At 71.9% G+C, this 22278-nt stretch carries 19 protein-coding genes; 8 read left to right on the top strand and 11 right to left on the bottom strand.

The features are described from left to right. Nucleotide 1: 1 nt before the first annotated feature. Together QIY60_RS14290 and QIY60_RS14285 are read right to left on the bottom strand one after the other, a co-directional pair. On the bottom strand, nucleotides 2–1711 hold the full coding sequence (locus QIY60_RS14290; protein WP_283142774.1) for an ABC transporter permease subunit: 1710 nt from the start codon (nucleotides 1709–1711) through the stop codon (nucleotides 2–4). 144 nt (nucleotides 1712–1855) lie between these two features. Continuing rightward, nucleotides 1856–3217, bottom strand: coding sequence for an aspartate aminotransferase family protein (locus tag QIY60_RS14285; RefSeq protein ID WP_283142773.1), 1362 nt, complete (start codon nucleotides 3215–3217; stop codon nucleotides 1856–1858). A 306-nt stretch (nucleotides 3218–3523) separates the two neighbouring features. On the opposite strand from QIY60_RS14285, the gene QIY60_RS14280 reads away from it, so the two are divergent. Both QIY60_RS14280 and QIY60_RS14275 read left to right on the top strand, forming a co-directional pair. Beyond that, complete coding sequence (locus tag QIY60_RS14280; protein WP_283142772.1) at nucleotides 3524–4087, top strand: hypothetical protein; 564 nt, start codon at nucleotides 3524–3526, stop codon at nucleotides 4085–4087. A gap of 128 nt (nucleotides 4088–4215) precedes the next feature. Next, nucleotides 4216–6051, top strand: coding sequence for a serine/threonine-protein kinase (locus QIY60_RS14275; RefSeq protein WP_283145924.1), 1836 nt, complete (start codon nucleotides 4216–4218; stop codon nucleotides 6049–6051). A 21-nt stretch (nucleotides 6052–6072) separates the two neighbouring features. Here the strand turns inward: QIY60_RS14275 and QIY60_RS14270 are convergent, their stop codons facing one another. Next, nucleotides 6073–6561, bottom strand: coding sequence for a hypothetical protein (locus tag QIY60_RS14270; RefSeq protein WP_283142771.1), 489 nt, complete (start codon nucleotides 6559–6561; stop codon nucleotides 6073–6075). Nucleotides 6562–6719: 158 nt separating this feature from the next. On the opposite strand from QIY60_RS14270, the gene QIY60_RS14265 reads away from it, so the two are divergent. Both QIY60_RS14265 and QIY60_RS14260 read left to right on the top strand, forming a co-directional pair. Next, on the top strand, nucleotides 6720–7556 hold the full coding sequence (locus QIY60_RS14265; RefSeq protein WP_283142770.1) for a helix-turn-helix transcriptional regulator: 837 nt from the start codon (nucleotides 6720–6722) through the stop codon (nucleotides 7554–7556). Beyond that, nucleotides 7553–7792 carry a DUF397 domain-containing protein gene (locus QIY60_RS14260; protein WP_283142769.1) on the top strand — a complete coding sequence of 80 codons (240 nt, stop codon included), beginning with the start codon at nucleotides 7553–7555 and terminating at the stop codon, nucleotides 7790–7792. The genes QIY60_RS14265 and QIY60_RS14260 overlap by 4 nt, the downstream gene beginning before the upstream one ends. Here QIY60_RS14260 and QIY60_RS14255 read toward each other — a convergent pair. Continuing rightward, nucleotides 7768–8556 carry a DUF4239 domain-containing protein gene (locus QIY60_RS14255; protein ID WP_283142768.1) on the bottom strand — a complete coding sequence of 263 codons (789 nt, stop codon included), beginning with the start codon at nucleotides 8554–8556 and terminating at the stop codon, nucleotides 7768–7770. The genes QIY60_RS14260 and QIY60_RS14255 overlap by 25 nt on opposite strands. Continuing rightward, nucleotides 8541–9002, bottom strand: coding sequence for a hypothetical protein (locus QIY60_RS14250; protein ID WP_283142767.1), 462 nt, complete (start codon nucleotides 9000–9002; stop codon nucleotides 8541–8543). Before QIY60_RS14250 ends, QIY60_RS14255 begins: the two co-directional genes overlap by 16 nt. Nucleotides 9003–9311: 309 nt before the next feature. Here QIY60_RS14250 and QIY60_RS14245 point away from each other — a divergent pair, with 309 nt between their 5' ends. Then, nucleotides 9312–11177 (top strand): serine/threonine-protein kinase, encoded by a 1866-nt coding sequence (locus QIY60_RS14245; RefSeq protein ID WP_283142766.1) that lies wholly within the window; start codon nucleotides 9312–9314, stop codon nucleotides 11175–11177. 56 nt (nucleotides 11178–11233) lie between these two features. Further along, on the top strand, nucleotides 11234–12664 hold the full coding sequence (locus QIY60_RS14240) for a M20/M25/M40 family metallo-hydrolase (RefSeq protein WP_283142765.1): 1431 nt from the start codon (nucleotides 11234–11236) through the stop codon (nucleotides 12662–12664). A 71-nt stretch (nucleotides 12665–12735) separates the two neighbouring features. On the opposite strand, the gene QIY60_RS14235 is transcribed toward QIY60_RS14240, so the two are convergent. Further along, nucleotides 12736–14019 (bottom strand): adenylosuccinate synthase, encoded by a 1284-nt coding sequence (locus QIY60_RS14235; protein ID WP_283142764.1) that lies wholly within the window; start codon nucleotides 14017–14019, stop codon nucleotides 12736–12738. Between the two features lie 143 nt (nucleotides 14020–14162). Here QIY60_RS14235 and QIY60_RS14230 point away from each other — a divergent pair, with 143 nt between their 5' ends. After that, the gene (locus tag QIY60_RS14230) at nucleotides 14163–14975 is read left to right on the top strand and encodes a diacylglycerol kinase family protein (RefSeq protein WP_283142763.1); all 813 of its coding nucleotides are present in this window, start codon (nucleotides 14163–14165) and stop codon (nucleotides 14973–14975) included. 363 nt (nucleotides 14976–15338) lie between these two features. Here QIY60_RS14230 and QIY60_RS14225 read toward each other — a convergent pair whose 3' ends face one another. Further along, nucleotides 15339–16826 (bottom strand): MFS transporter, encoded by a 1488-nt coding sequence (locus QIY60_RS14225; protein ID WP_283142762.1) that lies wholly within the window; start codon nucleotides 16824–16826, stop codon nucleotides 15339–15341. Between the two features lie 134 nt (nucleotides 16827–16960). On the opposite strand from QIY60_RS14225, the gene QIY60_RS14220 reads away from it, so the two are divergent. Beyond that, complete coding sequence (locus QIY60_RS14220; protein ID WP_283142761.1) at nucleotides 16961–17692, top strand: TetR/AcrR family transcriptional regulator C-terminal domain-containing protein; 732 nt, start codon at nucleotides 16961–16963, stop codon at nucleotides 17690–17692. Here QIY60_RS14220 and QIY60_RS14215 read toward each other — a convergent pair. The 4 genes from QIY60_RS14215 to QIY60_RS14200 form a co-directional block, all read right to left on the bottom strand. Further along, complete coding sequence (locus QIY60_RS14215) at nucleotides 17689–18912, bottom strand: cytochrome P450 (RefSeq protein WP_283142760.1); 1224 nt, start codon at nucleotides 18910–18912, stop codon at nucleotides 17689–17691. The two genes, QIY60_RS14220 and QIY60_RS14215, sit on opposite strands and share 4 nt — an antisense overlap. 282 nt (nucleotides 18913–19194) lie before the next feature. Further along, nucleotides 19195–19866, bottom strand: a complete 672-nt coding sequence (locus tag QIY60_RS14210) for a response regulator transcription factor (protein ID WP_283142759.1) — start codon at nucleotides 19864–19866, stop codon at nucleotides 19195–19197. Then, entirely contained in the window at nucleotides 19863–21146 is a 1284-nt protein-coding gene (locus QIY60_RS14205; protein WP_283145923.1) for a histidine kinase, read from the bottom strand. The genes QIY60_RS14210 and QIY60_RS14205 overlap by 4 nt, the downstream gene beginning before the upstream one ends. A 166-nt stretch (nucleotides 21147–21312) precedes the next feature. Further along, nucleotides 21313–22179 (bottom strand): alpha/beta hydrolase, encoded by an 867-nt coding sequence (locus tag QIY60_RS14200; RefSeq protein ID WP_283142758.1) that lies wholly within the window; start codon nucleotides 22177–22179, stop codon nucleotides 21313–21315. Nucleotides 22180–22278: the final 99 nt, after the last annotated feature.

The following is a 22278-nucleotide window of genomic DNA, read 5'->3' as shown; positions in this document are numbered from 1 at the left end:
TTCAGAGCGTGTAGCGCCGCTGCGCCACCCCGTGCAGCCGCCGCCACACCAGCCGGTTCAGCACCACCACGTACAGGCTCATCACCGCCACCCCCGCGATCAGCCGCGGGTGGTCGCCGGTCTCGGTGGCGTGGAAGACGTACGCGCCCAGGCCCGTCGCCGTCAGCGTCGTGCCGCCGAAGGTGACGACCTCGGAGACGATCGAGGCGTTCCAGGCGCCGCCGGACGCGGTGACGCCGCCGGTGACGTACGCGGGGAAGATCCCCGGGAGGATCAGCCGCCGCCAGCGCTGCCACCCGCGTACGCCCAGGTCGTCCATCGCCTCGCGCAGGTCGGACGGGATCGCCATGGCGCCCGCGACGGTGTTGAACAGGACGTACCACTGCGCGCCGAGCGCCATCAGCGCGACGCAGCCGATGTTCATGTCCACGCCGGTGCGCAGGAAGACCCACATGGCCAGCGGGAAGAGGAAGTTGGCGGGGAAGCTCGCCAGGACCTGGACGACGGGCTGGGCGATCCGGGCGAGCCGGGGCGAGAACCCGATCCGCACCCCGACCGGCACCCACACCAGCGTCGCCGCGATCACCACGACGGCGACCCGGGCGAGCGTCGCGAGCCCGAGCAGCAGCGGCTCGCCGAACACCCCGAGCCCGGTCCGCTCGTGGAGGTAGCGCAGCAGGCCGTACAGCCCCCAGCCGACGAGCGCGAGCAGGACCGCGCCGAAGAGCAGGTCGCCCGCGCGGCGGCGGGCCGGGTCGTGGACGAGCGGCCGGTCGTCGCGCCCGAACACGCGGGCGCCGCGCCCGACGGCGTCCCGCAGCGGACGGCTCCAACGCCCGATCGCCGTCGGCACGTTGGAGCGGCGCAGGAGGTCGAGCACGACCGACCGCTGGACCTCGCTCGCCTCGGACTGCTCGTTCTTGAACTTCTCCACCCAGGCGGTGAGCGGCCGCCAGAAGAGGAAGTTCACGCCGACGACCATGACGGCCGTGGTGGCGATGGCCCAGCCGATCTTCCCGAGGTCGCCCCGGGCGATCGCGGCACCGGCGTACGAGCCGACGCCGGGCAGCGAGTAGGCGCGGTTGCCGACGCTGATCGCCTCCGAGGCGACCAGGAAGAACCAGCCGCCCGCGAAGCTCATCATCGCGTTCCAGACGAGGTCGATCGCGCCGGACGGCAGCTCCACGCGCCAGAACCGCATCCACCGGGTGAACCCGAACGACCGTGACACCTCGTCGAGTTCGCGGGGGAGGGCGGTGAGCGTCCGGTAGAAGGAGAACGTCATGTTCCAGGCCTGCGAGGTGAAGATCGCGAAGACCGACGCGCATTCGAGGCCGAGTACGGAGCCGGGGAAGAGGGCGATGAACCCGGTGACGGCGACGGTCAGGAACCCGAGCACGGGCACGGACTGCAGGATGTCGAGCGCGGGGATCAGCACCCGCTCCAGACGGCGGCTCTTGGCGGCGGCGTACGCGTACACGAAGGTGAAGCAGACCGAGAGCCCCAGCGCGGCGAACATCCGCAGCAGCGAGCGGGCCGCGTCGTACGGCAGCCGCGCCGGGTCGGTGTCGGCGGTGGCCACGTCGGCGGGGTCGAAGGTGACGGTGGCGCCCTTGCCGGCCCGCAGGACGAGATAGCCGAGCACCAGGACGGCTGCGGCGACCACGAGGTCGGTCCAGAGGGAGCGGGACCGGCGGGCGAGTGGATTCATCGGGAGAACCGTACGGACGGGGAGGATCAGCTCGGAGTGGAACACACCGGCCGCTTCTGGGCGGCAGCCTGGCACATTATTGCGCACATACGCAACTACGGCCCGGGGCGGGGGCTCCCGGGCCGTAGTCGTGTGGCTGTGGGCTCAGACGGTGTACTCGTCCGCGACGGCCAGCGCCTCGTCGAGGACCGCGAGGCCTTCCTTGGCCTCGGCCTCGGTGATGTTGCAGGGCGGGACGACGTGGGTGCGGTTCATGTTGATGAAGGGCCAGAGGCCGTTCTTCTTGCAGGCGGCGCCGAAGGCGGCCATGGGGGCGGCGTCGGCGCCGGAGGCGTTGTACGGGACGAGCGGCTCGCGCGTCTCCTGGCTCTTGACCAGCTCAAGGGCCCAGAAGACCCCGGTGCCGCGCACTTCGCCGACGGAGGGGTGGCGGGCGGCGAGCTCGCGCAGCCCCGGCTCCAGGACGGTGGAGCCGATGTGGGCGGCCTGGTCGACGATGCCCTCGTCCTCCATGACGTTGATGGTGGCGACGGCGGCGGCGCAGGCGAGGGGGTGCCCGGAGTAGGTGAGCCCGCCGGGGAAGGGCCGCTTGTCGAAGGTGGCGGCGATCTCGGCGGAGATGGCGACGCCGCCGAGGGGTACGTACCCGGAGTTGACGCCCTTGGCGAAGGTCATGAGGTCGGGCGTGACGCCGTACAGATCGGCGGCGAACCAGGACCCGGTCCGCCCGAACCCGGACATGACTTCATCCAGGACGAGGACGATCCCGTACCGGTCGCAGATCTCGCGGACGCCGGCGAGGTAGCCGGGGGGCGGGGTCATGATGCCGGCGGTGCCGGGGACGGTCTCCAGGATGATGGCGGCGATGGTGCCGGGGCCCTCGAAGGCGATGGTGTCTTCGAGGTGGGTGAGGGCGCGGGCGCACTCCTCTTCCTGGGTGGTGGAGTAGAACGCCGACCGGTAGAGGAACGGCGCCCAGAAGCGGACGACGCCCGCCGAGCCGGTGTCGGAGGCCCAGCGGCGCGGGTCGCCGGTCAGGTTGATGGCCTGGGAGGTGGCCCCGTGATACGAGCGGTACGCGCTCATCACCTTGTGGCGGCCGGTGTGCAGCCTGGCCAGCCGGACGGCGTTCTCGACGGCCTCGGCGCCGCCGTTCGTGAAGAAGATCTTGTCCAGGTCGCCGGGGGTGCGCTCGGCGATGAGGCGTGCGGCCTCGGAGCGGGCCTCGACGGCGAAGGCGGGCGCGAAGGTGGCGAGCTTCCCGGCCTGCTCCTGGATGGCGGCGACGACCTTGGGGTGCTGGTAGCCGATGTTGGTGAAGACGAGGCCGCTGGTGAAGTCGAGGTAGCGGTTTCCGTCGTAGTCCCAGAAGTACGAACCCTCCGCGCCGGCGACGGCGAGCGGGTCGATCAGGCCCTGGGCGGACCAGGAGTGGAACACGTGCGCGCGGTCGGCGGCCTTCACGGCCGCGCCGGTCCGGGGGTCGGGTTCGACATGAGGGGTCATGGGGCCAGGGTAAGGAGTGGCAGGTGGGGGTGGGGATGGCCAGGTTGTATGGCGTGGGGCGCGGGGCTCGGCAGGTTGTCGGGTCCCACAGGCCCGCCCAGCGCGGCTCCATAGCCTCCGCCGTGCGAGTTCCGCCGCCTCGATCTCGTCATCGCCCGTCTCGATAAGCATCCGGGTGGATTTCTTCGCCCGCTCGGCTGTACCGACATCATCGGCACGGAGCAGATCACCTTTTTTCCATAAGGTCCGTGAAGCACGACCCTGACAGGTGCATTCCCGTGATGAATCATCACAAGGAGAAAATCCATGCGCTCTCCCCTTCGCACTCTCGCGGTGTCGGTTTCCCTGGTCTCAGCGGTGCTCGCCCTGCCGATCGCCGCCGGCTCTGCTTTCGCCGCCGCGCCGCACAGCACAGGGGCGGACACGGCGGAACCCCTACCGTGCCCGCCGTCTTGGGCCACGGAGTTCGGCCCCGAGTGGACGGCCAATGACCCGAATCAGCAGTGCGACGACGGGATCAACCCGGGCAACCCCAAGGCCAAGCCCCCCGTGCCCCCGAGTCCGGACCGGCAGACCTTCTTCCGCAACGGGACGAAGGCTCCTCGCGCCGAGGAGTTCTACGTCGTCAATGAGGGGAACTGCAAGGTCGTCGTGGTGGCGCTGCCCGAATCCCTTGCCAATACCGCCAACGCCAACGACCTCAAGAAGGCGGTAAAGGCGGCTTCGCTGGAGTTCTCGCCCAGCACGGATGCCGACGGCAAACCCAAACCCGAGACCGGCGCGCTGGAGGTTCCCGTCGGCGGAACCCTGCAAGCCTTCTGCGCCGACATGAAGAACGGCACGTGCAAGTTCCATGTCAAGGTGAAGTAGGCCCCACCTCACCGGGCACAACCGCCTCGAAGCCACGGCCACCACAGGAATCCGCGGACCACGACTCGCCGGTGCGCACTATCCTCACCCCGTTGATGCTCGTTCGATCGGGGGAGGCGGCGGGCCGTATGGAGCGACTGGGGAGCGGGGATCCGCTGGGGATCGGTGCGTATCGGCTGCTCGCGCGGCTCGGTGCGGGCGGGATGGGGCGGGTGTACCTCGCCCGGTCCGACCGGGGGCGTACGGTCGCGGTCAAGCTCGTGCACCGGGAGCTCGCCGAGCGCGAGGAGTTCCGCGCCCGGTTCCGGCAGGAGGTGCGGGCGGCCCGCCGCGTCGGCGGCGACTGGACCGCGCCGGTCCTGGACGCCGACACCGAGGCGGCCGTGCCGTGGGTGGCCACGGGGTATGTGGCCGGGCCCAGCCTCCAGACGGTCGTGTCCGGGGCGGGGGCCGGGACGGCCTCGGCCGAGAACGGAGCGGCCGGGGACGGCGGGCACGCGGCAGCCCGGGCCGACCGGGGCCCCGACCTCCACGGCCCCCTCCCCGAACGCTCCGTACGCATCCTCGCCCGCGGCCTCGCCCACGCCCTCCAGGACATCCACACCGCCGGGCTGATCCACCGCGACCTCAAGCCCTCCAACGTCCTGATCACCATCGACGGCCCCCGCGTCATCGACTTCGGCATAGCCCGGGCACTCGAAACCGTCACCGACGGCGGTCTCACCCGCACCGGCGCACTCGTCGGCTCGCCCGGCTTCATGGCCCCCGAGCAGGTCCGCGGCGACCGGATCACGCCCGCGTGCGACGTCTTCTGCCTCGGGTCGGTCCTGGCGTACGCGGCGAGCGGGAAGCTTCCCTTCGGCGGGAGCGACAGCGGCGTGCACGCGCTGATGTTCCGGATCGCGCAGGAGCCGCCGGAGCTGGACGGGGTGCCGGAGTCGCTGCGCGAGCTCGTACGCGACTGTCTGCACAAGACCCCCGAGGCCCGGCCCGCGCTCGCCGCGATCCTGGAGCGGCTCGGCCCCGAGGACGCGTCGTCGGGCCCGTGGCTCCCCGCCCCCCTGGTCGCCGAACTCGGCAGCCACGCCGTGCAGTTGCTGGACGTGGAGAACCCGGAGGGCGGCACGGCCCAGACCCCGGCCCCACCCCCGATGCCCGCGCTCCCGCCGGTCACCCCGACCCCGACGGTGGTCTCCCCCAACGGGACGGGATCGGGCCTCGCGCGCCCCGGATACGCCGCCCCCGCGCCCCCGCCCTGGGCCAACGGCGGCCAGCCCGCCCCCGCCCACAGCTACCCGTACCAGCAGCCGCACGCCGCATACGGCTACCCGCACCCGAACCCCACCTACGGTTACGGCCCGCCCCCGCCCCCCGAGGAGCCGCCGCGCCGCAGCGCCAAGTCGACGATCGCGCTGATCGCGGTCGCGCTGGTGGTGGCGATCGGCGCGGGCGGTGCGGTGTACGCGTACATGAACGACCCGTTGGAGAAGAAGGACGGCAAGGCGGCGAGCCCCTCAGCCACCAAGTCGCCCTCCAGCACACCCAGTTCGGGCGACAGTGAAAGTCCGTCCGCCTCCCCCAGCGCGAGCGCCCCCGGCGACATCCCCCGGAAGTACCTCGGCGCCTGGTCCGGCACGATCGACAACGACTCCGGCCGCAACAACCGCCACCTGGTCATCCGGCCCGGCAAGGTCGGCGACCAGGTCATGACACTCACGGCGGACGGCCCGCTGGACGGCGGCGGCACCTACCACTGCATCTTCCGCGCGTCCCTCACCGCGACCCCGCCCACCCCCGACGCCCCGCTCCGCCTCGGCCCCTCCACGGTCGAGTCCGGCCCGACCACCTCCTGCTCCCCGGGCGCGTCCACTACCCTCACGGTCCTCCCGGACGGCCGCCTGCGCCGCCAGAACGACGACACGGGCGAGCAGTTGACGTACGACAAGGTGCCGGAGGCGCAGTAGGCCCGCGCCTCCGACAGCCGATCACCGCGTCACACCGTCACCGGTGCGTCGATTCACCGGCCCCATAGGACGATCTTGGACGCCCTTGTCGGGCGCGAGGATCTGCTGCGCGACCGTGCGGAGCAGCAGCGTGTGGACGAACCGGTCCGCCGCCGTCGGCGGGCAGCGCCACGACAGCGGCCAAGTCGCGCCCCGCAGCGCCGGTACGGGTACGTAACTGATCCTCCCCGCCGCCGAATTGAACCGCGTCACGCCCGGCGGCCAGCTGCGGTGGGCGGTGCTGCGGGGCGCCACGAGGAAGTACACCCCGCGCCGCCCGGACGCCTCCGCCACGATCGGGCCCGGGTCGCCGCCCGTCATCTGCTCCAGCGCGTCCGCGATCCGCCGCCCGGCGTCACCGTCCACCCGTACGGCGTCGAATTGCACGCCCGCTTTTCGGAGCCGGAACCCGGAATCCGGAATCCAGTCCGGTACGGAATCGAGGTTTACGACGCGGCTTCGTGTATCCACGAAGACAGCTTCGCCCTGTCCCGCTAGCGTTTTCCATGACCGCACCGAGGGCGTCGCGCATGCGTTGATCTGCGTGAACTCCCTTCGTATGCAGTTGAATTCGGCGGGGCTGAGTTGAGACCGGTTGAGTCCGGTCGAGTCGAAATCGGTGGTCGAAAATGGCACGAGCGGAGAACAAGGAAACCGCAGGTCCGGTGGCCCGGATGGTCGCGGAGGTGGCGCGCACGCTGCGTCTGAGGAGGGGGTGGACGCAGGAACAACTGGGTCATGTATTGGGATTTTCCGCCGCGGCGGTGAGCGCGATGGAGACCCTCGCCCAGCCCGCGAGCGACGAGATGCTGGTGAAGCTGGAGGAGGTACTAGGGGAGGGCCTGGGGATCTTCGAGGGCGCCCGGAAGTACATGCGCCTGGAGAAGTATCCGGTGCAGTTCCAGAACTACTCGCTGCTGGAGCAGGAGGCGGTGGTGTTGCGGTTGTACTCAACCTTCGTCATCCACGGACTCTTCCAGACCGAGGCATACGCGCGGGCGCTCATCGGGGGAGGCTATCCGCCCCTGTCGGAGGAGCGGGTGGAAGAGCTGGTCGAGGCGAGGATGGCGCGGCGAGCGCTGTTCGACCGGGAGCCCACCGCGCTGGTCGAGGTGGTGCTGGAGGAGTCGGTACTCCGGCGAACGATCGGGAACGAAGAGGTCATGCGTGACCAGATGCGGCACCTGGCAGAGTGCGCCCAAAGGCGTAACGTGACACTCCAGGTCCTCCCGTTGGACGTCGGGCTCAGCAGCGAGCACGCGGGCGACAACGGCGGCATGACACTCGTGGAGACGCCCGAGCACGACCATCTCGTATACCTGGAGATCCAGTACGAGAGCTTGCTGATCACTGACCCTGCGAAGGTGAGTACTTTCGCTCAGCGCTATGCGAAGATCCGGGCACAGGCCCTGGGTCCTCGTGAATCGCTGGGTCTCATCCAGCAGTTGGCAGGAGAGCACAGATGAGCAACACCCTGCGGTGGTTCAAGTCCAGCTACAGCGACAGTAGCGGCGGCGAATGCGTGGAGGTGGCAGTCGAGTGGCGCAAGTCCTCGTACAGCAGCGACAGCGGCGGCGAGTGCGTCGAGGTAGCCACCTGCCCCCACGCCATCCACGTCCGGGACTCCAAACTGTCCGAGGGCGGCCCCACCTTCGAGGTCGCCCCGGACGCCTGGGCTCAGTTCGTCGGCTGGGCCGCCTGAGCGGCGGTCATGCTCGGGACGAGTTCGCGGAACGGGTCCGCCGACTCCGTACCCGACCTGCCGAACGGCGCGTCGAAGCTCCAGACCAGGAACAGCAGGAAGACGATCAGCCCGCTGAAGACACCGGCGAGCAGCAACTCCCTTGCCGAGCGGCGGATCTGGAGCGTGAAGATCAGCCCGATCGTCACCACGGCCCCGGCGACGAGGCCGAACCAGACGACCCCCGGCAGCGTGGACCCGGCGCTGTCGAGCCGCGTGTGCCGGGCGTCGTCGGCGGTGGCGATCTGGTCGAGCAGCGGCTGATAGGCCTGTGCCTGGAGGTCGTTGGCGGGCGCGCGGTGGGTGACGTCGGTGCGTACGGCCGCGAGCAGCGCGGCCCCGTCCGGCGACGGCTCCTGGCCCTGGACCAGGAGAGGCCATTCGGCCGACACGGTGTGGGCGGCGTACGCGCCGATCTCGCCCCGGATGCGGTCGCGCACGGCGGGCGGGTAGACGTCCACCCGCTGGCCGACCTCGTACAGCGCCTGGGCCTCGCGCTGCACGGAGTCCTCGGCCGCGCCCCGCGCCTCCCACACGCCCGCGATCGCGAGGCCGAGCACGATGGCGTACACGACGCCGACCATCATCACCATGTACTCGATGACGTCGGGCGTCTCACTGGGGTCCTCGGCGTCGGCCACGCGGCGGTGGCGCAGGACGGTGACGGTGAGGACGACGGCGCAGACGAGCACCAACGCGGCGACGAGTACTAGCCATTGCGACACGGGCGGGCTCCGGAACGGGATCGGGGGCGGAGGATTGCGGCGGCCAGGACGGCGGGGGTGGTGACGACGAGCATCAGCGTGACCGTGGAGAACCCGGCGGGGGCGGGGCGCTCGTGCGCGGTGGAGCGGTACGGGTGCGCGAGGCGGTGCACGGCCGCCGGATGAGCGGGGGCTTTCGCGACGGGCTGGGGCACGGGCACCACCGGCGGCCGCACCGGTTCCGGCGGGCGCGGGCGGGACGTCGGTACGCCGATCTGGGGCGGGGGCGCGAGCGCCCCGGGGGCGGGGCGGTCGGGGCGGGCCGCCGGCCGTACCACGGGAGGCGCGGCCACCCTCGGCGGGACGGGGCCCACCGGGCACTGCCCGGTGTCCGCGTACAGCTGCGCGGTGAGCGGGTTCAGTGCCACGGTCAGGCCGAGGCAGAGGAGCAGCTGACGGGTGATCACACCTGGCAGAACGATCACTCGGCCCCCGCGATACGGCCCCTGGGACCCCGGTTTGCCTGCGGGCCGGTGGGGGCTGGTCGCGCAGTTCCCCGCGCCCCTTATCGGCCCGGTCTTCGTCTGCAGGTAGTGGTGGGTTGCTCGCGCAGTTCCCCGCGCCCCTGAGATGCGCCCCTCCGGGGCACCCAGGGGATGCCGCGTAGCGGCATTTAAGGGGCGCGGGGAACTGCGCGAGCAACCCCCACCGGCCCGCAGACAAACACCGGGCCCGATCACCTGTCGCGCCCACCCCCGCTGTGCCACCATCCCGTCATGGAAGATCTGGCGGCGGGCGATCCGTCCCATATCGGTCCGTTCCGGCTGCTCGGAAGACTCGGGGCCGGAGGGATGGGGCGGGTCTATCTGGCCCGGTCGGCGGGTGGGCGTACGGTCGCGGTCAAGCTCGTGCGGGAGGAGTACGCGCACCGGAGAGAGTTCCGCGCGCGGTTCGCCCGTGAGGTGGCGGCCGCACGGCGCGTGGGCGGAGAGTGGACCGCGCACGTCCTGGACGCGGACATGGAGGCCGAGATCCCCTGGGTCGCGACGGCGTACGTGGCCGGGCCCAGCCTCCACGACGTCGTGGGGCGGGACTTCGGGCCGCTGCCGGAGCCGTCGCTGCTCGTGCTCGCCAACCGGCTCGCGCTCGCGCTGCACGCCATCCACGGCGCGGGCCTTGTCCACCGCGATCTGAAGCCGTCCAACATCCTGCTCGCCGTGGACGGGCCGCGCGTCATCGACTTCGGGATCTCGCGCGCGCTGGACGCGGTGGCTCAGAGCGCGCTGACGGCCACCGGGGCCGTCATCGGGTCGCCGGGGTTCATGTCGCCCGAGCAGGTACGCGGGGAGCGGGTCACCGAGGCGAGCGACGTGTTCTGCCTGGGCGCGGTGCTGGCGTACGCGGCGACGGGGCGAGTGCCGTTCGGCGTGCCCGACGTCGGGCACGCCGCGCTGATGTTCCGCATCGCGCACGACGAGCCGGACCTGGCGGGCGTGCCGGGTGCGCTGCTCCCGCTCGTACGCGCCTGTCTGCACAAGGACGCCGACCGGCGGCCCGCACCGGGGCTGATCGCCACGCGGACGGAGGCCGAGCTGCCCGCGCACGGGTGGCTGCCGGCGGGTCTGCTCGCCCAACTCGCCCGTCGCAGCGCACAGTTGCTGGACGCGGACACCCCGCGCACGGTCGTGCGGCCCCCGGCGTACCGGCCGCCCGTCCCGGAGCGCCCCCCGAACCTCCGCCACGAGCCACCGACGGGCTACCCGACCGGGCAGGCTCGGCCGGCCGGGCGCAGCTGGGGCGCGCGCCCCGCGCCCCGCCGCCGGCGCCGGCTCGCCGTCGCCGCCCTCGTATTGATCGCCCTCGCCGCCCTCGGCTGGTTCGTCGTACGCCCGCTCATCGGCCATGTCCTCGACGGCGACTCCGACAGTGCCTCCCCGTCCCCCTCCCTTGGCTCCCCCACCTTCGATTTCACCGGCGTCTGGGAGGGGTCCAGCTCGGGCTCGGCCATCCGCATGGCGGTCGCCGGGGACCAGCCCCGCGACGGCGTCGTGATCGACATCCTCGACGACACGCGGATGTGCGGCGGGGGGACGAACGTCCTGAGCCGGAAGGGTCCCGTGCTGAAGTTGAGCGCGTTCTCGTCCTCGGCGCACGAGATCCAGTCGCCCGGGAAGAGCCTGGGCGGCCGGGGCGGCTGCGAGCTCATCGAGGAGCAGAGCCTCGAAGCCGAGCCGGACGGCACGGTCCTCTGGTCGGCCGGAAGCCAGTACACCGCGATGCTGAAGCGGGCCGAGCACCCCGACTCGGCCGTGCCCAGCGGCTTCCTCGGCAGGTGGACGCGCACGCGCGGGGCGCCCGACGCGGACAGCCTGTTCGTCACCGTCACGCAAGGGGCGCTCGGCAAGGCCCTGGTCCGCGTGGACGGGACGACTGGCGGCAGGTCCTGCACGTGGAGGGCCGTCCTGTTCAGGGTGCGCGACGAGACGCGACTCGACGTCGCCCCGCTCCAGTTGGACCGCGGCAGGTCCTCGGGCGCCTGCGCCGACGGCACTCCGCGCACGTACCGGCTGCAGGACGGCACGCTGTGGCAGGAGCCCTCAGGCGACGAGAAGCAGTACGTGGCCTTCGCCCGGACCACCTGACGGACCGACCAGCCGCCCCCTTGCGGGGACTTGAGGCGAGCATGACGATTGACGGCATGTCGCAGCAGCCCACCGGAAGCAACAGCGGAAGCAGCGCAAGCAGAGGCACCGCCCGGCGTACGGTCCTGGCGGCGGCCACGGCCGGGGCGGCGGTGCTCGGGGTGCCCACGGCGTCCGCCGCCGACGGGCGGCGGCCGCCCGGCACCGCCCAGCATCCCCCGCCCGAACTCCGCGCGCTCCTGCGGGAGATCGACCCCGGCCGCATCGAGGCGACCGTCCGCAAGCTGGTGTCGTTCGGGACCCGGCACACCCTCTCCGCGCAGGACGATCCCGTGCGGGGCGTCGGGGCGGCGCGGGACTGGATCGCCGCCGAACTGCGCTCGTACGCGGCGGGGTCGCAGGGGCGGATGAGCGTCGAGCTGCAGTCGTACGTCCAGCCGCCCGCGAACCGCATCCCCGTGCCCACCCGCATCACCAATGTCGTCGCCACCCTGCGCGGCTCGGTCACCCCGGAACGCGTCTACGTCGTCTCCGGGCACTACGACTCGCGCAACAGCGACCCCATGAACGCCACCGCCGACGCACCCGGCGCCGACGACGACGCCTCGGGAGTCGCCGTCGTCCTGGAGCTCGCCCGGGTGATGGCGGGCCGGCGGCCCGCCACGACCGTCGTCTTCGCGGCGGTCGCGGGCGAGGAGCAGGGGCTGTACGGATCGCGCCACATGGCGCAGGTCCTCAAGAGCCGGAACGCCGATGTCCAGGGCATGTTCACCAATGACATCGTCGGCAGTCCGACCGCCGAGGACGGCACCCGCGACCCGCACACGATCCGGCTCTTCGCCGAGGGCGTGCCCACGGCCGAGACGCCCGAGGAGGCCGCCGTGCGGCGGTCGGTCGGCGGCGAGAACGACTCGCCCTCGCGGCAGCTGGCCCGGTTCGTCCGCGACACCGCCGACAACGACGCCACCGGGATGCGGGTGCGGGTGGTCCACCGGCGCGACCGCTATCTGCGCAGCGGGGACCACATCCCGTTCCTGGAACAGGGGTACCCGGCGGCCCGGTTCACCGAGCCCGCCGAGGACTACGCCCATCAGCACCAGGACGTGCGGGTCGTGGACGGGAAGCAGTACGGCGATCTGCCCGAGTTCTGCGACTTCGGATTCATCGCACGCGTCGCCCGGGTCAACGCCGCCGCACTGTGGACCCTCGCCCAGGCCCCCGGGACCCCGCGCGGCGTCAAGATCGTCACCAGCGCGCTCGGCAACTCCACCGAGCTGGTGTGGCAGCGCGGCCCGGAGCCGGACATCGCCGGGTACGAGGTGGTGTGGCGCGAGACGACCGCGCCCGAGTGGACCCATGTGCTGCGCGTCGGGGACGTCACGCGGTGCACGGTCCCGCTCTCCAAGGACAACGTGTTCTTCGGGGTGCGGGCCGTCGGCCGCGCCGGGCCGCGCAGCCCGGTCGCGTTTCCGGTGCCGCAGGCCTGACGGCCCTGACGACGGCGAAGGGGCCGCCGGTACGGGTGGATCCGTAACGACGGCCCCTTCGCCGGCGCGTCCTACAGGAACGAGTTGATCTCGATCGTCTCGGTCCGGCCGGGGCCGACGCCGATCGCGGAGATCGGCGCGCCCGACATCTCCTCCAGCGCCTTCACGTACGCCTGCGCGTTCTTCGGCAGGTCGGAGAAGGTCTGGGCCTTGGTGATGTCCTCGGACCAGCCCGGCAGCATCTCGTAGATCGGCTTCGCGTGGTGGAAGTCGGTCTGGGAGTACGGGAGCTCCTCGACGCGCTTGCCGTCGATCTCGTACGCCACGCAGACCGGGATCTGCTCCCAGCCGGTGAGGACGTCGAGCTTGGTGAGGAAGAAGTCCGTCAGACCGTTGACCCGGGTCGCGTAACGGGCGATCACCGCGTCGAACCAGCCGCAGCGGCGGTCACGGCCGGTGGTCACACCGCGCTCGCCGCCGATGCGGCGCAGGTCCTCGCCGTCCTGGTCGAACAGCTCGGTCGGGAACGGGCCCGCGCCGACGCGCGTCGTGTAGGCCTTGAGGATGCCGATGACGCGGCTGATCTTCGTGGGGCCCACGCCCGCGCCCGTGCAGGCGCCGCCCGCGGTCGGGTTCGACGAGGTCACGAAGGGGTACGTGCCGTGGTCGACGTCGAGGAGCGTGCCCTGGCCGCCCTCGAAGAGGACGACCTTGCCGTCGTCGATCGCGTTGTTGAGGATCAGCGTCGTGTCGGCGACGAACGGCTTGATCTGCTCCGCGTACTGGAGCATCTCTTCGACGATCTTGCCGGACTCGATGGCGCGCCGGTTGAAGACCTTGGCGAGGAGCTGGTTCTTGCCCTCCAGCGCCGCCTCGACCTTCTGCTCAAGGATCGACTCGTCGTACAGGTCCTGGACGCGGATGCCGACGCGGTTGATCTTGTCCGCGTAGGTCGGGCCGATGCCGCGACCGGTGGTGCCGATCTTGCGGGAGCCGAGGAACCGTTCCGTCACCTTGTCGAGGGTGACGTTGTACGGCGTGATCAGGTGAGCGTTACCGCTGATGAGCAGCTTGGACGTGTCGACGCCGCGCTCGTTCAGCCCGCTCAGCTCGGAGAGCAGGACCGCCGGGTCGACGACGACTCCGTTGCCGATGACCGGGGTACACCCCGGCGAGAGGATCCCGGAAGGGAGAAGATGCAGCGCGTACTTCTGGTCGCCGACGACGACCGTGTGGCCGGCGTTGTTGCCGCCCTGGTAGCGCACTACATAGTCAACGGATCCACCGAGGAGGTCGGTGGCCTTTCCCTTGCCCTCGTCACCCCACTGAGCACCGAGCAGCACAAGTGCGGGCACAGGCGTACACCCCTTCCGGGCGGGGCATGTCCAAGGTCAGGGGCTTGTCGCCGCCTCACCAATGTGCCCCGGAATAGACGAAGCCCCTGGCGCAATAGCGCAAGGGGCTCTTGCACAAAGATGCTACCCGAGGAAGGACCGAAGTGTCGGCTGCCGACCAGCTACTGGTGGTCATCGACCCGGTCGCCCGCCGTATCGACGGCGAGTCCGTACGGATCGCGAAAGATGTGCTGTGTGCGGGTGCACAGGCGAAAATATGCTGGCCGGAGGGGGTGGAGGAGTTCTCCCGTGCCCTCGCGCGAAGAGGTGCGCGGCGGCTCGTGGTGGTGGGTGACGACCGGGCGCTGCTACGTGCTGTGACGTTGCTGCAGCGGGAACGTGAGCGTGATGTCTGCGGCCCGGCTCTGGCGGTGGTGCCCGTGGGCACCGCCCCTCTGGTGGAACTTGCCAGGTCACTGGGGGTGCCGACGGGGGCGGTGGCGGCGGCGCGGGCGGTCCTGGACGGGTCCCCGCACCGGCTCGACCTGCTGGTCGACGACAGCGGGGGTGTGGTCCTCGGCGACCTGTGCATCCCGGCTGCGCCGCCAGCTGTGCGGGCTGCTGTCCCCACCGTCTGGGATACGTGCCGTTCGCTCGTCCGCACGCTGGTGCGGGCGCCGGTGCCTGCGGCTGTCGCCCACCGGTTGCGGGTCGAGGCGGACGGGGTGCTCCTGTCCGACCTCGACCGCCCGGTCGCGGGGGTGTCGGTCGGGTCCGGGGACGGGGTGGCGCATGTGGTGGTGTCGCGGGGGGTGGGGGTGCCGGGGGTGCGGGTGCGGGCGCGGGAGGTGACGGTGTCCGGCGATGGCTTCCGCTACCGGGCGGGGCAGGTGGTGGCGGGCCCGGTCCGCACGCGGACGTGGACGGCGGGAACGTGGACGCTGACACTGCCGTCCCCCACGCCACCGGTTGCCTGACCCCTCCGGGGGCTCCCCCACCCCGCCCCTTCCCGAAACCCTCCGGGGGTGGGCGGGCGCGGAGGCGGCCCCCGTCGCGGGGCCTGCGGCCCCTGCACCCTGGCCCTGTTCGTCTGCGGACCGTATGTGGCTGGTCGCGCAGTTCCCCGCGCCCCTAACCACCTAGGGGCGCGGGGAACTGCGCGAGCAACCCAGCACGGTCCGCAGACGAACCGGGGCCCGGGGCGCAGCCCCGAAAGCGGGGTGCAGGGGCCGCAGGCCCCGCCAGGGGGTCCGGGGGCGCAGCCCCCGGGAAACCACCCTTACCCCCACCCACCCCCGGAGGGTTTAGGGAAGGGGCGGGGAGGGGGCTGACCGGGCCGCTCAGGCCACCAGCTCCGGCTCCGGCTCCGGCTCAGCCGTCCGCTTCGGGTCCCGCATCAGCAGCGCCGCCAAGACCGCCGCCACCAGCACCCCGACCCCGCTCACCGCGAACGTCGTCGACATCGACGAGGTGAAGGCCTCGTGAGCCGTCCGTACCAACGACGGGTCACCACTCGCCAGCGCCCCCGCGATCGAGTGCCGAGCCGCATCCGGCGCGTCCGACGGCATCTCCCCCGCGAACCCACTCGACAGCATCGACCCAAGGATCGCGATCCCCAACGCCGTCCCCGCCTGCTGGATCGTGTCGTTCAGCGCCGACCCCACCCCCGCCTTCTCCGCCGGAATCGTCCCCATCAGCGCACCGACCGCCGCCGGCATCGCCAGCCCCGCCCCGAGGCCGAGCAGACCGAGGGCGATCGCCGGGACGGTGAAGCCGGAGGACGCGGTCACCGTGGTGAGGAGCGCGAAGGACGAGGACATCGTCAGCATCCCCGCCACGATCAGCCACCGGTTACCGAGACGGGCGGCGGCCTGCGCCCCCACCGTGTTGCCGACCAGCGCCGTCACCGCCAGCGGCACGAACGCCAGGCCCGCCTTGACCGGCGAGTAGCCGAGGACGAACTGGAGGTACTGGGTGAGGACGAGCAGCAGCCCACCCGTACCGATCTGGACGAGCGCCAGCGACACCGAACCGCCGCTGAAGTTGCGGTGCTTGAACAGGACCAGCGGCACCATCGGCGCGGAGGTGGTGTTCTCCCAGACCACGAAACCGGTGAGGGCCACGACCGCGACCGCCAGCGTCACCAGCGAGCGGGCGCCGAACGCCCCGTGCTGCGGGATCTCGATGATCCACCAGATCAGCGCGGTCATCCCCGCCGCCGACAGCACCGCGCCCAGCGGATCCGGCTTCTGCCACGGCGCCTTCGACTCCGGCATGAGCAGCAGCCCCGCGAGGATCGCCAGCGCCACGACCGGGATGTTGATGAAGAAGATCGAGTGCCAGGAGAAGTGGTCGATCAGTACGCCGCCCAGCACCGGGCTGCCGACCAGACCGAGCATCGACACCGAACCCCACGCCGCCATCGCCTTGCCGCGCTCCTCCTCGTCGAAGACGGTGATCAGGATCGACAACGTCGAGGGCATGATCAGCGCGCCGCCCACACCCATCGCGACTCGTACAGCTATGACCTCGCCGGGATTCGTGCAGAACACCGCCGCCAGCGACGCCGCCCCGAAGAGCAGCAGGCCGATGATCATCACCTTGCGGCGGCCGAAGCGGTCACCGAGGCTGCCGGAGGTGAGCAGCAGGCCCGCGAACACCAGGATGTAGGAGTCGAGGATCCACTGCGTGTCCTGGGCGCTCGCGCCGAGGTCCTCCGTCATCGACGGCACCGCCACCGTCAGCGCCATGCTGTCGATCACCAGCACCAGCGAGCTGAGGCACAGCACGATCAGGATCCACCAGCGGCGTGGGTTGCGGGTTTCCATGGTTCTTCCTCTCGGCTGCGCACATCATTCCGTCAATGCGCACACTGTACGCAGACGCATACAGCGTGCGCAACCATCTATCCCTGTACGCTGGATGCGAACGTCGTACGCACGTACCGCCGCGAAGGAGTGTCATGGCCGCCAGGACCACCAAGGCGAACCCGATTCCGTCCGTCTGGGCCCGCCGGACGCGCGAAGCCGACCAGCCCGCGCTCAGCCGGGCCGCGATCGTCCGCGAGGCGGTCGTGATGCTGGACGCCGACGGCATCGAGGCGCTCAGCATGCGCAAGCTCGGCGCCCGGCTGAACGCGGGCGCGACCTCCCTCTACCGGCACGTCGCCACCAAGGACGAGCTGATGGAGCTCGCGGTGGACGAGGTGTTCGGGGAGATCGTCGTACCCCCCGCCGACAGCGCCGACTGGCGGGCGGCCACCACCGAGGCCGCCCGGTCCTTCCGCGCGACGGCCCTGCGCCACCGCTGGCTGGCCTCGGTCCTCGGCCAGGCGGGCCTCGCCTATCTGGGCCCCAACCTGATGTCGTTCTCCGAGCGGCTCGCCGCCCTCTTCGCGGGCGCCGGGTTCCCCGAGCCGGAGCGCGCGATCGAGACGGTCCTGTCGTACGTGATCGGGATGAGCACCACGGAGGCGGCGTGGCTCACCACGGTCGCCCGCTCCGGCGAGTCCGAGGCGGACTTCATCGCCCGCCTCATGCCCGCCGCGCAGCGGGCGGCGGCCGACCACGAGCACCTGGCCGAGGCGTACGCGGCGGAGGTCGTGGACCCGGCCGGGCTGCGCGACGGCAAGTTCGCGTACGGGTTGGAGGTCGTCCTGGACGGCCTCGCGCTGAGGCGCCCGGAGGCGCCCTAGACCTCTACCTCAAGACCGGTGAGGCCCCGGATCACGTACCCCGGCTTCCAGCGCGGCTCGGCGAGCAGGCGCATGCGCGGGGCCTCGCGCAGCAACAGGCCGAACGACACGGCCAGTTCGAGGCGGGCCAGGGGGGCGCCGAGGCAGTAGTGGATGCCCGCGCCGAAGCTGACGTGCCGGTTGTCGGCGGCGGGACGGCGTACGTCGAAGGTGTCCGGGTCCGCGAACGCGGCCGGGTCCCGGTTGGCGGACCCGAAGAGCAGCGCGACCTCGGAGCCGCGCGGGATCGTCGTCCCCCCGACCTCGATGTCGTCGAGCACCCACCGTTCGAAGAGCTGCAACGGGGTGTCGTAGCGCAGCAGTTCCTCGACGGCGCCGGGAAGGAGCTTCTCGGGTTCGGCGCGCAGCAGGGCCAGCTGCTCGGGGTGGCGGAAGAGCGTCCACCACCCGTTGGCCGTGGTGTTGACGGTGGCCTCGTGGCCCGCGTTGAGGAGCAGGACGCAGGTGGAGACCATCTCTTGCTCGGTGAGGCGGGTGCCGTCGGTGTCGTGGACGGCGATGAGGGCGGAGACGAGGTCGGGGGCGGGTGCGTGGCGCCGGTCTTGGATCAACTCCCTCAGATAGGCCGAGAATTCGACCGCCGCCGTGACCGCGCGGGCGGCGGTGTCCTCGTCCGGGTTGAGCTCGTACATCCCGCAGATGTCGGCCGACCAGGGCCGCAGGAGGTGCCGGTCGGCTTCGGGGATGCCGAGCATCTCCGCGATCACGGTTACGGGGAGGGGCTCGGCCACGTCGGCGAGCAGGTCCCCGCCGCCGGACGCGACGAAGTCGCCCACGAGGCGGGTGGCGATGCGCTCGACGACGGGGGCGAGTTCCTCGACGCGGCGGGGGGTGAACGCCTTGGCCACGAGCCGCCGGATCCTGGTGTGATCCGGGCCTTCCAGATCCAGAATCCCCTGGTCGTTGAGGGTGTGGAACGGCTCGTGCACCGGGGGTGGGGGCGTGCGGCCGAACTCCTCGTGGGTGAAGCGGTGGAGGTAGGTGCGGCCGAGGCGGCGGTCCCTGAGGAGGGCGTCGACGTCGGTGTGGTGGGGGATCAGCCACTGGTTGGTGGGGGTGTGGTGGTGGGTGCGGGCCGCTGCGCGGAGCGCGGTGTAGGCGGGGTAGGGGTCGGCTACGAAGCCGGCGGAGCCGGGTTGGAAGGGGCTGCTGGTGTCCATGGGGTTCCTTTCCCCACCCCACCCCTTCCCGAAAGCCCTCTGGCGGGCGGCCGGGTTCTTCGCCTGCGGGCCGCATGTGGCTGGTCGCGCAGTTCCCCGCGCCCCTAACTGCCTAGGGGCGCGGGGAACTGCGCGAGCAACCCAGCACGGTCCGCAGACGAAAGAAGCGGGGTGCAGGGGCCGCAGGCCCCGCCCAGGGGTCCGGGGGCGTAGCCCCCGGGAGACCAGCTCAGCCCCCACCCACCCCCGGAGGGTTTAGGGAAGGGGCGGGGTGGGGCCTGGCTACGACGGGGATACCAGGCGGGACTCGTACGCGTACACCGCCGCCTGCGTGCGGTCCCGCAGGCCCAGCTTCACCAGCACCCGACTCACATGCGTCTTGATCGTCGACTCCGCCACCACCAACCGCTCCGCGATCTCCGCGTTGGAGAGGCCCTGGGCGATCAGGACCAGGACCTCCGTCTCGCGGTCCGTCAGCTCTTCGACCTGGACCGCGCCCACCGAACCCCGCCGCACCGGCACCGACCGCGCGAACTCCGTGATCAGACGCCGCGTCACCGACGGCGCGAGCAGCGCGTCGCCGGACGCCACCACCCGTACCCCCTCCGCCAGTTGACGCGCGGACGCGTCCTTGAGGAGGAACCCCGACGCCCCCGCCCGCAGCGCCTGGTACACGTACTCGTCGAGGTCGAAGGTCGTCAGCACCAGCACCCTCGCCGACGTGTCCGCCGCCACGATCTCCCGCGTCGCCTCGATCCCGTTCATCTCGGGCATCCGGATGTCCATCAGGACGACGTCCGGGCGGAGTTCGCGGACCTTGGCCACCGCCTCCCGGCCGTCGACCGCCTCGCCGATCACCTCGATGTCCCGCTGGGCGTTGAGCAGGACCGAGAAGCCCTCGCGGACCATCATCTGGTCGTCGACGATCAGTACGCGGATGCTCCCGTCGCTCATGCCTCCTCCGCCGTCGCCGCCGTCACCGGGATGAACACCGTCACCTCGTAACCGCCGCCCTCCTCCACCTCGCCCGCCGTCATCTCGCCCCCCAGCATCGCCACCCGCTCCCGCATCCCCGTGATCCCGTGCCCGCTGCCCGGCGACGCCGCGGCCGGGCCCGTCGGCGGGCCGTTGACCACGCGCAGGCCCACCCCGCCCAGCACATAGCCGACCTCCACCCGCGCGGCCGCGCCCGGCGCGTGCCGCAGGGCGTTGCTGAGGGCCTCCTGGATGATGCGGTACGCCGACAGCTCGACGCCCTGCGGGAGTTCGCGCACCGCGCCCGTGACCGCCTTGGTCACGTCGAGCCCGGCGTCGCGTACGTTCGCCAGGAGCCGGTCGAGGTCGGCGAGGGTGGGCTGGGGCGCGTCCGGCGCCTCGTAGTCCTCCGCGCGTACGACACCGAGCACGCGGCGCAGCTCCGTCAGCGCCGCCACCGCGTTCTCACGGATCGTCGCGAACGCCTGCGTCAGCTCCGGCGGCGGGTTCTCGACGCGGTACGGGGCCGCCTCGGCCTGGATGGCCACCACCGACATGTGGTGCGCGACCACGTCGTGCAGCTCGCGCGCGATGGTGGTGCGCTCTTCGAGCACGGCCCGCTTGTCGCGTTCGACGGCCGTGACCGACTGCTGGACGGTGATCTTCCGCTCCGCGTCCCGGCGGACGTTCACGACGACGGCGATGAGGAGCAGGATCGCGGACGTGACGGCCATCGGCCCGTCGTCCGTGCCGACGCCGCCGCGACCGGGAATCCCCATCACCGCGCCGAGCGCCAGCGTGAGGACCCACATCCACACGGCGGTACGCGGCCGGGTGCGCAGCGCCACCACCACCATCACGGCGAGCTGCGCGAGGAACGCGCCCGCCGGCCACGGCCAGCCGGAGAAGCCGCTGCCGCCCGGCCTGAGCACGCCCAGGAGCACCGTGCTCGCGCACATCGCCCACCAGGCGCCGACCGGCCGTATCAGGGTCATGGCGACGGGCGCCCCGACGAGCAGGCCCATCGCCGCCCACACGAGCATGTACGGGCCCCCGCCCGGGCTCCCGTCGGTGTACATGATCAGCGCGGCGCAGAGCGCGACGAAGAGCACGGCCGCGTGCGGGCTCCAGGCGGCGTACCCGCGCAGCCGGTCGGGCAGACGGCGGGTGAGCGGGCCGTCCGTCCGCATCGGCGGCAGCGGCCGGTAGGCGAAGGCGTCCCGGAACAGGTCCCGGCGGAGCCCGCCGAACGCGTCCATGGCGAGCAGGAACTCGGGGCTGCGCCCGCCGTTGCCCGGCGTGCTCCCCGGCGGCTCGGAGCTGAGGGTCTCGGTCACGTGCCCACGGTAGGCGGGGGCGGGCGGCCGGGGCGTCCCCTGCGGTACGGATCCGACGGGGTCCGCCTCAGGTACTACAGCCGGTCGTTCAGTACGCCAGCTGGGCGATCTCCTCGGCGACGACCGCGCAGGCGTCGGCGGCGGGGTCGATGAGGGGGAAGTGGCCGACGCCTTCGAGCAGGGTGAACCCGACGGTCTCCCCCGCCCGGGCGGCGGCGTCGACGTACGCCTCGGCCACGGCCTGCGGCACGACGATGTCGTCCCGGCCCTGGACGAGGGTGGTGGCGACGCCGGTGGGGAGGAGGACGGCGGGGTCGGCGGCGGCTGCGCGCACGCCCAACTGCTGCTTCCCACCGATGAGTTGTGCGACAGCCCCATCGCAGACGTCCAACGCCACCGCCGTGGTGAAGTCGGCGATGGGGGCGAGGGCGACGACGCCGCGGAGGGAGGCGGCGGCGGGGGTGTGCCACGGGGAGCCGGGCGGCAGCACGTGGCGGGCCGCGGCCCACAGGGCGAGGTGGCCGCCGGCGGAGTGCCCGGTGATCACGGTACGGCGGAGGTCGGCGGCAGGGAGGTGGGTGCGGGCGAGTTCGGGGAGGGCGTCGAGGGCGGCGGCCACGTCGTCGAAGGTGTCCGGCCACCGTCCGGCGACGGGTCCTCGGCCCTGTTGCGGCAGCAGGCCACCCCGCCGGTACTCGACGTTGGCCACGGCGAATCCGCGCCTGGCCAGGAAGTCCACGAACGGGGTGAGGTGCGCCCGGTCGTACCGCTCGCGCCAGGCGCCGCCGTGGAGGGCGACGACGAGGGGGGCGCCGTCGGCGTCGCCTCTGGGTGCGTAGAAGTCGACGACCTGGTCGGGGTGGGGGCCGTACGGGGCGGTGGTGTCCGGGGGGACGGGTGGATGCGAGAAGGCCGCGGCGGCTTCGGCGGCGTCCCTGGCGGCGGGGTCGTGCATGGGGTCACCTTCTCTTGCGCGGGTCGGACGCGGACGCTACCAGGGGGTTCGCGGCCCGGGCCGAGCTATCGGGCTGCGCCCCGGCGGGTTCCCCCACCC

Source organism: Streptomyces sp. BPTC-684 (assembly GCF_030028635.1).
Taxonomy (GTDB): domain Bacteria; phylum Actinomycetota; class Actinomycetes; order Streptomycetales; family Streptomycetaceae; genus Streptomyces; species Streptomyces noboritoensis.
This window is presented reverse-complemented; position numbering and strand designations above follow the sequence as displayed.

Coding starts and splice junctions, on each gene's coding strand:
- QIY60_RS14290 (WP_283142774.1), bottom strand. CDS start 1,711: ATGAATCCACTCGCCCGCCGGTCCCGCTCCCTCTGGACCGACCTCGTG.
- QIY60_RS14285 (WP_283142773.1), bottom strand. CDS start 3,217: ATGACCCCTCATGTCGAACCCGACCCCCGGACCGGCGCGGCCGTGAAG.
- QIY60_RS14280 (WP_283142772.1), top strand. CDS start 3,524: ATGCGCTCTCCCCTTCGCACTCTCGCGGTGTCGGTTTCCCTGGTCTCA.
- QIY60_RS14275 (WP_283145924.1), top strand. CDS start 4,216: ATGGAGCGACTGGGGAGCGGGGATCCGCTGGGGATCGGTGCGTATCGG.
- QIY60_RS14265 (WP_283142770.1), top strand. CDS start 6,720: ATGGCACGAGCGGAGAACAAGGAAACCGCAGGTCCGGTGGCCCGGATG.
- QIY60_RS14260 (WP_283142769.1), top strand. CDS start 7,553: ATGAGCAACACCCTGCGGTGGTTCAAGTCCAGCTACAGCGACAGTAGC.
- QIY60_RS14245 (WP_283142766.1), top strand. CDS start 9,312: ATGGAAGATCTGGCGGCGGGCGATCCGTCCCATATCGGTCCGTTCCGG.
- QIY60_RS14240 (WP_283142765.1), top strand. CDS start 11,234: ATGTCGCAGCAGCCCACCGGAAGCAACAGCGGAAGCAGCGCAAGCAGA.
- QIY60_RS14225 (WP_283142762.1), bottom strand. CDS start 16,826: ATGGAAACCCGCAACCCACGCCGCTGGTGGATCCTGATCGTGCTGTGC.
- QIY60_RS14220 (WP_283142761.1), top strand. CDS start 16,961: ATGGCCGCCAGGACCACCAAGGCGAACCCGATTCCGTCCGTCTGGGCC.
- QIY60_RS14215 (WP_283142760.1), bottom strand. CDS start 18,912: ATGGACACCAGCAGCCCCTTCCAACCCGGCTCCGCCGGCTTCGTAGCC.
- QIY60_RS14210 (WP_283142759.1), bottom strand. CDS start 19,866: ATGAGCGACGGGAGCATCCGCGTACTGATCGTCGACGACCAGATGATG.
- QIY60_RS14205 (WP_283145923.1), bottom strand. CDS start 21,146: ATGGACGCGTTCGGCGGGCTCCGCCGGGACCTGTTCCGGGACGCCTTC.
- QIY60_RS14200 (WP_283142758.1), bottom strand. CDS start 22,179: ATGCACGACCCCGCCGCCAGGGACGCCGCCGAAGCCGCCGCGGCCTTC.